The 12,864-nt window shown below is 38.4% G+C and carries 12 protein-coding genes; 2 read left to right on the top strand and 10 right to left on the bottom strand.

Annotation, left to right across the window (positions count from 1 at the left end; all coding sequences use genetic code 11):
* Positions 1–12 precede the first annotated feature (12 nt).
* The 7 genes from LKF16_RS04275 to LKF16_RS04245 all read right to left on the bottom strand — a co-directional run bounded on the left by LKF16_RS04275 (position 13) and on the right by LKF16_RS04245 (position 6,670).
* The gene (locus tag LKF16_RS04275) at positions 13–2,550 is read right to left on the bottom strand and encodes an excinuclease ABC subunit UvrA (protein ID WP_291468962.1); all 2,538 of its coding nucleotides are present in this window, start codon (positions 2,548–2,550) and stop codon (positions 13–15) included.
* A gap of 92 nt (positions 2,551–2,642) precedes the next feature.
* Positions 2,643–3,203: a peroxiredoxin gene (locus LKF16_RS04270; RefSeq protein WP_291468960.1), complete on the bottom strand. Its 561-nt coding sequence runs from the start codon at positions 3,201–3,203 to the stop codon at positions 2,643–2,645.
* Positions 3,204–3,410: 207 nt separating this feature from the next.
* Complete coding sequence (locus tag LKF16_RS04265) at positions 3,411–3,839, bottom strand: GNAT family N-acetyltransferase (RefSeq protein WP_291468957.1); 429 nt, start codon at positions 3,837–3,839, stop codon at positions 3,411–3,413.
* Between the two features lies 1 nt (position 3,840).
* Complete coding sequence (locus LKF16_RS04260; RefSeq protein WP_291468955.1) at positions 3,841–4,281, bottom strand: MarR family winged helix-turn-helix transcriptional regulator; 441 nt, start codon at positions 4,279–4,281, stop codon at positions 3,841–3,843.
* A gap of 89 nt (positions 4,282–4,370) precedes the next feature.
* Positions 4,371–5,060 carry an ABC transporter ATP-binding protein gene (locus LKF16_RS04255; RefSeq protein ID WP_291468953.1) on the bottom strand — a complete coding sequence of 230 codons (690 nt, stop codon included), beginning with the start codon at positions 5,058–5,060 and terminating at the stop codon, positions 4,371–4,373.
* A gap of 3 nt (positions 5,061–5,063) precedes the next feature.
* Entirely contained in the window at positions 5,064–6,125 is a 1,062-nt protein-coding gene (locus LKF16_RS04250; RefSeq protein ID WP_291468951.1) for an ABC transporter permease, read from the bottom strand.
* On the bottom strand, positions 6,125–6,670 hold the full coding sequence (locus LKF16_RS04245; RefSeq protein WP_291468950.1) for a TetR/AcrR family transcriptional regulator: 546 nt from the start codon (positions 6,668–6,670) through the stop codon (positions 6,125–6,127). Before LKF16_RS04245 ends, LKF16_RS04250 begins: the two co-directional genes overlap by 1 nt.
* 201 nt (positions 6,671–6,871) lie before the next feature.
* On the opposite strand from LKF16_RS04245, the gene gdhA reads away from it, so the two are divergent.
* Positions 6,872–8,218 (top strand): NADP-specific glutamate dehydrogenase, encoded by a 1,347-nt coding sequence (gene gdhA, locus LKF16_RS04240; protein WP_291468948.1) that lies wholly within the window; start codon positions 6,872–6,874, stop codon positions 8,216–8,218.
* A 49-nt stretch (positions 8,219–8,267) separates the two neighbouring features.
* Here gdhA and LKF16_RS04235 read toward each other — a convergent pair whose 3' ends face one another.
* Both LKF16_RS04235 and LKF16_RS04230 read right to left on the bottom strand, forming a co-directional pair.
* Positions 8,268–8,582 carry a DMT family transporter gene (locus tag LKF16_RS04235; RefSeq protein ID WP_291468946.1) on the bottom strand — a complete coding sequence of 105 codons (315 nt, stop codon included), beginning with the start codon at positions 8,580–8,582 and terminating at the stop codon, positions 8,268–8,270.
* 232 nt (positions 8,583–8,814) lie between these two features.
* Positions 8,815–10,005 (bottom strand): MFS transporter, encoded by a 1,191-nt coding sequence (locus tag LKF16_RS04230; RefSeq protein ID WP_291468944.1) that lies wholly within the window; start codon positions 10,003–10,005, stop codon positions 8,815–8,817.
* 388 nt (positions 10,006–10,393) lie between these two features.
* Here LKF16_RS04230 and LKF16_RS04225 point away from each other — a divergent pair, with 388 nt between their 5' ends.
* On the top strand, positions 10,394–11,230 hold the full coding sequence (locus LKF16_RS04225) for a metallophosphoesterase family protein (RefSeq protein WP_291468942.1): 837 nt from the start codon (positions 10,394–10,396) through the stop codon (positions 11,228–11,230).
* A 74-nt stretch (positions 11,231–11,304) separates the two neighbouring features.
* On the opposite strand, the gene LKF16_RS04220 is transcribed toward LKF16_RS04225, so the two are convergent.
* Positions 11,305–12,750, bottom strand: a complete 1,446-nt coding sequence (locus LKF16_RS04220) for an APC family permease (protein ID WP_291468940.1) — start codon at positions 12,748–12,750, stop codon at positions 11,305–11,307.
* Positions 12,751–12,864: the final 114 nt, after the last annotated feature.

Genomic DNA, 12,864 nt, shown 5'->3' with positions numbered 1-12,864 from the left:
CAAAACTTAGATTTACAGCAAATTAAACAACTCAAGATGTTCTTTGAGATATTTGCCGGTAACGCTTTCTTTATTGTAACAAATATCTTTTGGCGTACCAGTAGCAACTATTTTTCCACCATTGATCCCACCTTCGGGACCAAGATCGTTGATATAGTCTGCATTAGCAATCAAGTCTAAGTCGTGTTCGATCACGATGACAGTTGCACGATGCTTCAATAATTGGTCCATTACGTCGATCAAAACAGAAACGTCTTTGGGATGTAATCCGACACTTGGTTCGTCAAAAATAAATAGCGTGTTTTTCTGACTACGTTTCATATAGGTGACTAATTTCAAACGTTGAGCCTCGCCTCCAGAAAGGGTAGGTGTGCTTTCGCCAAGTTTCAAATAGCTTAATCCAATATTGTCGATCACTTCTAAGATGTTGTGGATCCGGGTATCGTCTTCAAAAAATCCGGTTGCCTCTTTGACTGACATATTTAATATCTCGGCTAAATTTTTCCCGTGCCAAGTAATGTCTAGGATTTCTTTCTTATAACGATTCCCATGGCAGACTGGGCATGTTTCGACCATATCTGGCAAATACTGGATATCTAACGTGATAACGCCGGTACCTCCACAATTAGGGCAAGCACCTTCTTTATTATTGTATGAAAAATTCGAAGCAGTGAAATGTTTATTTTTAGCAGCGTCCGTTTTGGCAAAAAGTTTTCTAACTTCGTCTAGTACTTTGCTGTAAGTGGCCACAGTTGAGCGCACGTTTTTACCGATTGGGACTGAGTCGACTGTGACGATATTTTTAACATCTCCAGCTTCAACGTTTGAGACATAATCTGGCATCGAATCGTGCTTGATGACATGATCTAATGCTGGAATCAAACTATCAAAAATCAGTGTGGTTTTACCAGAACCAGACATTCCTGTTACTAGATTCAATCGTTCTTTGGCAAATTTAGCATGCATGTTATGAATGTTGAATCGATCCGAGATATCAACGCTGATCTCGCCTTTTTTAAAAATTTCTTGTCGCTGTGGATGTTTGATGATGTCAGCTTGACCGGTCAAATAAGGTTCAATAATCGAACTAGGTTGGGATTTAATCTGATCGACAGTTCCTTGAGTGATAACTCGACCACCATCAGCACCTGAGTCAGGTCCAATCTCGATCACGTAATCAGCTGCAGCAATGATACTGGTATCGTGATCAACTACGATCAAAGAATTCCCCAGTCGTACTAACTCTTTGAGGATTTTGATCAAGCCGGCAACATTTGCTGCATGTAAGCCGACACTGGGTTCATCAAGAACGTACAATACTCCGGTCATTTGGTTTCTGATCGTTCTAGCTAATTGAATACGTTGCAGCTCACCAGTCGACAATGTATTTCCAGCTCTAGTAAGAGACAAATAGTTCAGACCCAAATCATCGATTGGCGATAATAGGTCGAGCAATTCGGTGGTCAAATTTTTACCTAATTTTTGCATTTCATCAGGCAGCCAATCCATGATCTTTTGACAAAAATCTTGTAGCTCGCTAACAGTGAATTCGCAGACTTCAGCAATATTTTTATCAACTAAATGATTAGTAAACAATTTTGGATTGAAACGACTCCCTCCACAAGTAGGACAAGTTTTAACAGTGTAAAATCTGCCCAAACGAGTCAATGTGTTTTCATTTTTAGTTGATTCAAGACTGTGTCGGACAGCATCAAAAGCATTCTCATAAAGAGCGTTGAGGGTAAAAGCTTTACCTGTTGAGGTTGGCAAAGTGATCTTTCTTTTAACCCCTTTACCGTGCAGCAAAATGTCTTTTTCCTTGTCAGTCAAGTCCTTAAATGGGACGTCAGTTCTGACTCCTAATTCACGAGCGATAGGCTGCTGCATGGAACGTCCTGGCAACCCCCAAGAACGGATGGCTCCTTCTTCAATTGAAAGATTTTCGTCCGGGATGATCTTTGATTGTTCCAACTGTTTCAACGTTCCAGTACCCTCACAAGTTGGACAAGCTCCATCTGAGTTAAATGCGAAGTCTTCAGCACTAAAGGCCATAAACTTTGCGCCACAAACAGGACAGGTCAATTCTCCCATTTGTTCGTCAGAAGTGGGTAAGTCCATGACTTCAGAAATTTTGAGCGTTGGGTCGAGTCGGTGTCCGTTTGGACAAACGACTGAACTCAAACGCGAGAACATCAATCGTAAAATATTAAGACTTTCAGTCATTGTTCCGACTGTTGAACGCATGCCAGGGACGGTGGGACGTTGTCTTAAAGCAATCGTTGATGGTAAGTTTTTGATTTCCTTAACATCGGAGCGACCCACTTGTGCGATTCGTCTTCTGGTATAGGTCGAGAGGGCATTGAGATACTTTCGAGCTCCCTCGGAATAGATCGTATCCATGGCTAATGAAGATTTACCGGAACCTGAGACGCCAGTGATTGCCACGAATGAATTTAAAGGGATGTCAATATCTAAGTTTTTTAGATTGTTGGCATTCGCACCACGAACTTCAATATTATCTGGAATATAATTTTTATGTCGAATTTGCATATTGAACCAACTTTCTTTTTAATACTGACCTAAGTTTAACATTGCACAAAAAAAGACGTCGATGAATTATCATCAACGTCGAAAAAATATTTTTAGATTTTACCAACAAGATTAGTTGATGGCTTGATTGTCTTTTCCCCTGGATGCCAGTTAGCAGGGCAAACGTTGTCGCCGTTTTCAGCAACGAATTGAGCAGCTTGCAATGTTCTTAAAATTTCATCGGCATTTCTACCAATACCCATAGCATTGATAGTGTATGACTTGATAACACCTTCTGGGTTGACGATGAATACGCCACGATATGCTTGACCGCTTTCTGAATCTAACAAGTCGAAGAAGTTCGATAGTTGATGTGTTTGGTCTGAAAGCATTGGGTATTCGATCTTACCGATAGTATCAGTAGCATCAGCCCAAGCCTTATGTGAAAATTCACTGTCGACAGAAACTGAGTATACTTCAGCATTGTTCTTCTTGAAGTCTTCGTAATCATCTTGAAGTTCGCTCAATTCAGTTGGGCAAACGAATGAAAAGTCAGCGGGGTAGAAGAAGATGATTGACCATTTACCTAATAAGTCATTCTTTGTGTAATCTTTGATCTCACCATTTTGGTAACCTTTAACATTAAAGTCAGGTATTTCTTTATTAATAAACATAAACAAGCTCCTTTCAAATGTATATCTTAATCATAAATCAAATTTGTGAAAATTCAATAGATAATAGTAATTATTATTTAATAATGATTACAATCTAGAAAAATGAAAGTGCTATAAATACGTTTAGATTAGGAATTAATGGATATCAAATCATTTAGAATGATTATTGAAATAATCAAACCAGGTGAGTCATTCTCATCTAGGAATTTATTGCAGCACCATTTTGACGTGTGGCGAATTATTGAAAGAAATAATGTCTCCGATACGTTTGAAACCGAATTTTTCATAAAAATGCTGAACATAGTCTTCAGCGTGGATCTCGACTTTTTCATCGGGATAATATTTCTTGATAGTCTTGAGGATCTGTTTGACCAATTCTGAACCCATGCCGATTCCTCGGTGGTCTTTAGCAATCACTACGCGACCAAAGGTCAAGTGATCTCCCTCCATAAAAATACGTGCATAGGAAACTAGTTGATTATTTTCAACATTCATCAGGTGAAGACATTCCTTGTCATGAACGTCGACATCTTGATAGAGACGGTCTTGTTCGACTACAAAAACAGCTGAACGTAATTGATATATTTGAAAAAGCTCTTCGGTGGATAGTTCCGAAAATTGTTTTACTTGCCACATATTAGTGTTCCTCTTTCTTAAATAAAAGTGTGTTGATAGTTTTAAATGATTGGTAAAGATCCTTTTGTTGAGACTCGTCTAAGTTGCTGATCAAATTCTGAATTTGGACATTCGAGTCTTCGTCTAATTCTTCCACGGTCGATTTACCGATTTTAGAAAGTTCGATGATTTTTGAACGAGCGTCAATTGGGGATTGAGTAATGATCAAGTATCCCAATTTATCTAGTTTTTTGATCAAGCGGCTGGCGTAACTCGCATCAAGATCAAGGCGATTCGAGATTTCTTTAGGAGTGATCTGCTTAGATTCAGAAATTTGCAACAGGACTCGTGATTCTGGGAAACTCAAAGTCGTGTCAAAAACATCTCGATTCAACAAGCCTAAAGTAGTTGTATATTCACGATTAAAAGAACGAATCAACGAGATTTGTTTAATGGATAGCATGGGTACCTCCTTGAAATAAATTAGTGGACGATGTCCATTATATTCCTTTAATGGACTTTGTCCACTATTAATTCAAAAAAAAGCCCGAATTATTTCGGACTTACTGGAAGCTGTTCGGTCATTTTACCATCCATGATCTTGTAAATACGATCGGCGTAATTTTCCAATCTCAAGTCATGGGTCACGACAACGACGGCTTTATTTCTTTTCTTTGCTAAAGTCTGCAGAAGTTCACCAACATCATTGACACGGTCAGTATCAAGAGAAGCAGTTGGCTCATCAGCAAGAATGATCTCAGGATCTGTGTAGAGTGCTCTAGCAATTGCCACACGTTGATTTTGGCCACCTGATAATTCAGAAGGATATTTATTCAACGTATCTTTGATCTCTAATAAATCGAGCAACTCATCCAAATCTGCTTGGTTGAGGTTGCCTTGGCGTTTAACTTTGTCAACTAGTGAAAACTGCTCTTTGACAGTTAAGTAGGGAATTAGATTGTATGCCTGAAGGACAAAGCCAATTTGATTTAGACGAAGTTTTTCCATCGCTTTTTTCGATAATGAATCGATTTCTTCATTATTTAATTTTACGTCTCCAGAGGTTGGAGTTTGCAAACCACCGGCGATGGTCAAAAAAGTACTTTTTCCTGAGCCGGATGGTCCTAGAACTAAGACTAGTTCGCCCTTATTAGCTTTGAAGTTAACATCGTTCAATACTTGGACTCGACTCAAGCCGCTTCCAAAAATTTTATTAATATTTGATAGTTCAATAGTTGCCATAATTTAGCCTCCGATAACTGAAACAGGATCTACTTTTAGGATGGTTCTAACAGGGATGATTGCACCGAGAATACTAGTTACTACTAAGCCCAGAGCCACTAAGGATAGTAGTGGCAGATTAAAGTTCATTGGCACGCTAGTTGGGATTCCGACCGCAGTCAAGATCGTGAAGATCGAACCAATTGCTAATCCTCCGATAACTAGAATGATCGATTGACCGATCGTGGTATTGATCAGCACTTTAGCAGGAATACCTTGGGCACGTAAGACGGCGTAATTAGGGATCTTTTGGATAGTTAGGATATATAGGAAGACAGCGATAACGATCAATGAAATGATCATTAAAAAGGCGATCATGAAGGTAAAGGTTGAGTTTTGTGCTGAATATCCTGGTAGTTTATTGATGAAGGTCGACATTGAGTAACTCTTCAAATTTGTGTCGCCAACTTTAGTAGAATTATTTTTTGAAACGATGGCACTGGCTTTGAAGTTAGGACCAATGTTTTTGATGGTTTGCCAACCATTGAGCGTTCCGTAAAGTACTGGGGCCACGTTTAACTTGGCATTTTTCGTAAAGCCGACAATTTTATATTTGCCTGATAGTGAATTCAGTTTGACCGTATCGCCAAGTTTATAGCCACTTTGTTGAAACTGCGTATCAGCTACGACTTCACGGTCATTAGTTGGTTTGTGACCAGCCGAGAGCTTTAAACTTTTGTCGATAAATTGATTCTTTTGGATACCGAGATACTGAGCCGATAATTGTTCATGGCCAGTCGATTTTGCAACAACGGAAGCTTGACCTAAGTAGGCATCCTTATTAGTCAATTTCATTTGGTCGTTTTGTTCGTTAGTGATCAGTGATTGACCTAAACTAATATTTGAATCTTTATTCAAGACAATGCTTTCTGCATCCCAAGAATCGATAGCTTGAGTATTTTCGTCGGCTAGGCCTAAGGCCAAGCTGGTTAAGACGAAAATCAAATAACTGATCAAGACGATCATGGCAATGATCAAACCATAACGTAATTTTTCATGTTTGATTTCTTTCAACGCTAAATACATTAGTCGTCCTCCTGGATATTCAACTTTTCAATTGCATCAGAATATCTTTTTAATAGAAAATCTTGCGATTCTGGATATAGCAAAACTAGTTTTATAGTTTCGTGGGTTAAGGTCGCAATACCCCATGTGACAGGGTCAACATGTGCTTGAAGCAAGACTTGTTCGATCTGTTGTCTTTGTTGATGCTCAACAAGAGCCTCGTTGGTAGTGATATGCATTTTGGTCAGATCAAAATATTGGCTGCTGTGAACTTGATTGACGAAGCTAGTCACTTCATCGACATACTTTTCTGTCGGGTAGTGGATACCAGGTTCATGTTTAAAATCAGCGTGGATATCTTGAATCGCCAAGTGGTAAATATAACTATAGGCATCATTTAGATCTTCAAAATATTTGTAAAACGCTCCTCGAGCAATTCCAGAATCTGCTACGATCCGAGAAACTTTTGCATCTGAAAGGGAATGTGTAGAAAATTCTTTTAAGATTGCGGAAGTGATCTTATTCTTTTTATCAGAATTCAAATCAATAAATGTTGTTGATACCATAGCTTTTCTCCTTGTTGACGCCTTGTCATTAATCACATGATAAATAAAAAGTGACACAGTGTCAATTTAAACTAACATTAGTTTATTTTTAATATAAAGTCACATATTTTAATAAAGTGCTATAATGATACCAATCTATTTATTTAATTACTAAACGTTAAATATTGGATGAACTCTTATTTAAAAAAGGTAGGTATTTTTATGGCAGACGTTGAAGCTTATATTAAAGATCTAAAGGAAACAATTACTCACAGAGATCCTAATCAACCAGAATTTCAAGAGGCTGCATTTACAGTGTTAGATACTCTAAAACCTGTTTTAAAAAAGCATCCAGAATATATCAAGGCTAATATTTTAGGTTCATTAGTTGAACCAGAACGCGCAATTCAATTCCGTGTTCCATGGCAAGACGATGAAGGAAATTATCATGTAAATCGTGGTTTCCGTGTTCAATTTAATTCAGCTATCGGACCTTACAAGGGTGGTTTACGTTTACACCCTAGCGTTAACTTAAGTATCGTTAAATTCTTAGGATTTGAGCAAATCTTGAAAAATAGTTTGACAGGATTGCCAATCGGCGGTGGCAAAGGTGGTTCTGACTTCGATCCAAAAGGTAAGTCAGATTCAGAAGTTATGCGCTTTTGCCAAAGCTTTATGACTGAACTTCAAAAACACATCGGTCCAGATTTGGATGTTCCTGCTGGTGATATTGGTGTTGGTGGCCGTGAAATTGGATACTTGTACGGTCAATACAAACGTTTGAACGGTTCACAAAACGGTATTCTAACTGGTAAAGGTTTGGAATACGGCGGTTCTCTAGCTAGAACTGAAGCTACTGGTTTTGGTTTGATCTACTACTTAGACGCCTTGATCAAGGGCCAAGGGGATTCATTGAAAGGTAAGACTATCAAGATCTCTGGTGCCGGAAACGTTGCGATTTATGCAATTCAAAAAGCACAAGAAAATGGCGCTAAAGTGGTTACAGCTTCTGATTCAAATGGTTATGTTTATGATCCAAACGGAATCGACGTTGAAACAGTTAAACAAATCAAGGAAGTAGAACGTGGACGTATCAAGGAATACGCTGACAAGATCAGTTCTGCTACTTATACAGAAGGTTCAGTTTGGGACTTGGATATCGATTATGACATTGCCTTGCCATGTGCAACTCAAAACGAAATCGACGAAGACCAAGCTAAATTAATTGCTAAAGATGGTGCTAAGTATGTTGCTGAAGGTGCTAACATGCCAAGTACTACTAAGGCTATCGCAGTTTACAAAGATAACGATATTATCTATGGACCTGCTAAAGCTGCTAATGCTGGTGGTGTTGCAGTTTCTGCTCTTGAAATGAGTCAAAACAGCGAACGTCTTTCATGGACATTTGAAGATGTTGACAATCGTTTGAAGGCTATCATGGAAAATATTTACAAGATGTCTGACGACGCTGACAAAGAATATGGTTTGGACAAGGATTATCAAGCCGGTGCCAATATTGCTGGTTTTGAAAAAGTTGCCAAAGCTATGCTTGCACAAGGATTAGTTTAATCAAAAAAAGCTTTTGCCAATCAGAAAATTCTGACGGTAAAAGCTTTTTTTATGCAGTCATTTTGATGCCGATAATGCTGACTAGCAATAAGACGATAAAGACCCAAGTGATAGCGGGAATCTTATCGCCAAAGAGAATCACGCCGACGATGATCGACCCAACGGCGCCAATCCCGGTCCAAATAGGGTAGGCCAACGAAAGCGGGAGTGATTTAGTAGCTTTTGCCAAAAAGAAGAAACTGGCAATCATTCCGGCAACTGTGGCAAGTGCCCAATCCCATTTTGAAAATCCGTGTGATAGCTTCATAGTAGTTGCCCAAACGACTTCGAAAAGTCCAGCAACAAATAAGTAGATCCAATTCATAATAAGGCTCCTTTTTTTAGTTGGAGTACTCGCTTTTTGCTAAAAGCAAGGAATCGCGGACGTGCAAAGATCGCACCTTCGCGTAAGTTGGAGTACACGCTTTTGCGCTACTCCAACTAAAAAAAACACACCCCCAACAATTCCTTCATTGGCCTAATGGAATTGTTAAGAATGCTTATTTAGTAACGCCCGGCGGCGTCTTTATTTAAATTGTGTTTTCATTATAGCACATCTATTCAGCTTGGTCCTCTGTTGGAATGACTGGGAATCTTCTGACGATAAATGTGAAGATAAATGATAGTGTCAAGATGACTGCTACGACAGTATATGGTGAATGTGGATTCCAATCCATCAAGGCACCTGACATCAATGGTCCTACGATATTTCCGATGGATGTCAATGACATATTCATACCGTTGATCAAACCTTGTTGATTAGCTTTGCCAGCTTTAGTTAGTAGTGTTGTAATTGCTGGTCTCAATAAATCAAATGATGAGAAGATGATCAATGTTGCAATGATAACTTCAACTTGTCCGTGTGCAAACAAGATCCAGACAACTGCTAAAGCACTTAATAAGAAACAATAACTGATCAATCTGATCTCACCGATTTTAACTACTAGCCAGTTGAATAAACTAACTTGCAATATCAGTGAGATGATACCATTTAATGTTAAAACTAAAGCAATCGTTCCGATACCGAAGTTAAAGACTTGGTTGACGTAAATACTATAGATACTTTCAAATCCTTGTAGTCCAAAGGATGAAACTAAGATCATTGTAAACAAGATGATCAAAGGTGCCGTCATGATTGAACGATAAGAGCCTGCCTTTTTGGAAAGCTCTTTTTTTGCATCCTCTTCAAGAGCTTCTTGCGGTGCATCGTGTAGCAGTAGTTGCGTAAAGATCACACTGATCAATCCGATACCAGCTGCGAACCAGAATGGCGTCTTGTAACTGATGTTGGCTAACATACCACCAATACCAGGACCTAAGATCAAGCCACCACTAAAGGCAGCTGACAGCCAACCAATTACTTTTGCACGTTCTTTTAAAGTTGTTAGATCTGACGCTAAAGCCATTGAAGTAGGGACAACCATGGCTGCTGATAAACCACCAATCAAACGTGACAAGTTAAATAGTGGTAAGGACGTTGCTAATGCGAAGATCACTTCTGATACAGCGTAAGTCAGTAAACCAGCAACGATAATTGGTTTACGACCAATCCGGTCAGAAATACGTCCAACGATAGGGGAGGCAATGAATTGCGCTAAGGCAAACAGTGAAGTCATCACTCCCATATCTGATGTAGTATAGTGAAATTCGTTTTTAATGAATGGCGTGACAGGTATGACAAGTCCAATCCCCAAACAAATTAAAAAGTTACTGAAAACTAAAATGTAAATAGATCTCTTATTCTTCATTGTGCCTCCCATTATTTACGACTTCAAAAAAAATACCACCGTTAAACGGTGATAGTGGTCGTAATTATTTTCTTTCCTATAAATTGACCCTAATAGTGCCTGGCAAGTAAGTATACATCATTAAATGTTTAAAGAAAACACTTTTAAACAAATAGTAATGTTTACGAATTATTATATTAAAATTCTAACACAAAATATTTTTTATAAAAAATTGTTCGACTTAATATCAAAATGAGTTTTTGAAATATTTACAGAAAATATACATGATTAATATCGAAACTTTACATTACTTTTGTATGGTTATTATGTTTCACCAATAAATTATTTGCGATTCTAAATCATCGTTGTCCTGCGGAGTGGTTTAGATGGGCAGCATATTGGAGCTATTATGAAATATAAAATCCTGCAAATTAGTGATACGCATTTGACACCTGAAGGGAAGACGTCCGCCAATCATCAACGGATCGATCCCTATTTAAAGTTGAATACTGTTTTTTCAGCTATCAGAGATATGGTCGACAAACCTGATATGATCGTATTGACCGGCGACTTGATCCACGAAGGAGATAAGTCTGACTATGAGCGATTAGCGAAGCTTCTCAGTCATCAAATGGATAATCTCCAAATACCGATCAATGTTATCTTGGGCAATCATGACCAAACGGATGAATTTTTTGAAGGATTTTTAAAACAACCCACTCGTGAAAAATATTATTATGCTGTTCACGAACCTGATATCGATTTTTATTTTCTTGATAGTAAATTCCATAATTTTGAACAGGGATATTTGGGCGAAGAACAATTAACTTGGTTACGCGATAATTTAAGCGATGCTTTAGATAAAACGGCGGTCCTATTTTTGCATCACCCAATTGATGGTCCTGGCATCCATCAGATGCGTTACAGTATTTTACAAGAAAGTACTGAGCTAATGGAAGTTATTAAAGATACGAACGTTTTAGGGGTCTTTTCGGGACATATCCACTTTGAAAACTCGTTTGTTAAAGATGGTATTTTGATGCATTCAGCTGATTCAACGGCTTATCACATCAATTGCGACGACCCACATCATCACTTGATCTATGATGCCACCAATTTTGATATCATTACCATCGATGACAAGGAGATCGGCGTTGAGACTCGCACGCTTTTTGCTGGTCAAGACGTGATCAATCAAATCGAAGTACCTGATACGGATTTTGTAAATCCCAATATTTTTCGATAAAAAAACTACAAATCTTATTCTGCATTGTTGAAAGTTTCAGTCTTTCAGTACAGATTCGATTTGTAGTTTTTTAGTTAATCTAAACTGGGTTCATTTTTCATTTCGTGTTTTCTAAGCATTGGCATGATAAATCCTAAACCGAATAATACGATCACGGTAATAAAATTCAATAATAATTGGTGATTAAAGGCAGCAGTTCCAGCCTCTGCTTCTTGAGGAATGAATCCTAAAGTGGCACAGACGAAGGTGAAGGCTAGACACCAGCCACCAACTAGTAAGGCACCAGTTCTGTTTTTTATAAAGGTATAATCTGACTTGAATTTCTTCTGTTGCCATCTAACGGCGACAAAGGCGAAGAAGACCCAACAAGTCTTATAAGGTGAAATGATTCCGTTGATGTTCAATAGCCAATTATAAATGGTATTGATGTTTGGAAGTGTTCCGGTAAGCAATAGTAAGAACAGACTCAATCCAGAAGTCATCATGTAACTGTGAACTGGACGGCCATTCTTATTTTTCTTAGTCATCCATTTTGGCATGAAGTTGTCGGCAACATCACCGGCGAATACACGACTAGATGCATCAAGCAACACGGCTAACTGAGCCATCATGAAGATAGCTTGAACCACGGCAAAGATGTACATTAAGGTTTTTCCAAGGCCTAAGCTTTGTCCTAATAAACTAAAGGCGTAGTAAGGACCGTTCATCTTAAAGTCGTGTGGTATGTGGTTAGCGTTAAAGAACATTGCCAGAGCTAAGGTACCAAAGATCGTTAAGAAGGCGGTCATGATAGCTAACAGCCACATAGCCTTTGGAAATTCGTGCTTGGGATCGCGCATTTGAACGATGTACGGAGCTGCTAATTCAGCACCAGACATGGCGAAGATCAATAGTCCAGTGGTTGAGAAGTATTTCAGACTGAATTTCGGCATGAAGGCTCCCCAGTTAAATGGTTGAGTAGCGATTGGTGTTCCGTGAGCAATTGAGTATCCAGCCAGCAATACGAAGAGCACTGACATGATAAACATTGCTCCACCACCGATCAAAGATAAGATCTCGAGCGAATTTTTAAAGACGTTTTCTAATAAAATAAAGGCTAAAATAATTGCAAATGTTAACATTCCAAACCAGAACGTCGACATTTTTTTATCAAGCGTGTTGTTTCCTAAGAACATCCAACTAAATGAAACGATAACAGAGTTTGAAACATCAACAATGTAAGGAACGCTTTGTACCCAATACATCCAAGAAGTCCAATATCCCAGTGTGTCGTTGCTACTACGACGTACCCAAGATGCCAGACCTCCGCTTTGATTATCAAAAGTCAAACTCATTTGACTGACGATCAGTTCATAAGGAATAACGTAAGCAAATAATAGAAAGATCCATGAGATTACAACTGATAATCCTTGGTTTTGAAAAGGATAGAAGATATTTTCAAAACTAATGATTGTAACGAAGTCGATCAAAGCTATGACTTGCCATTTTAAATAATGTTTTTTTGGTTCTAAAGTCTCCAATTTAGGTTCCCCCCGGAAGTTAAAAAATTTATCTTAAATAAATTTTTTATTAGGAGGCTTCAGGGTAAGTAAAGAACTATTGATTTTCACTTGTGCAGTACCTCGACTGATAGA

The organism is Companilactobacillus sp. (assembly GCF_022484265.1).
GTDB lineage: Bacteria > Bacillota > Bacilli > Lactobacillales > Lactobacillaceae > Companilactobacillus.
Note: the sequence above shows the minus strand (reverse complement) of the source record. Positions and strands in the feature narration are given on the sequence as shown.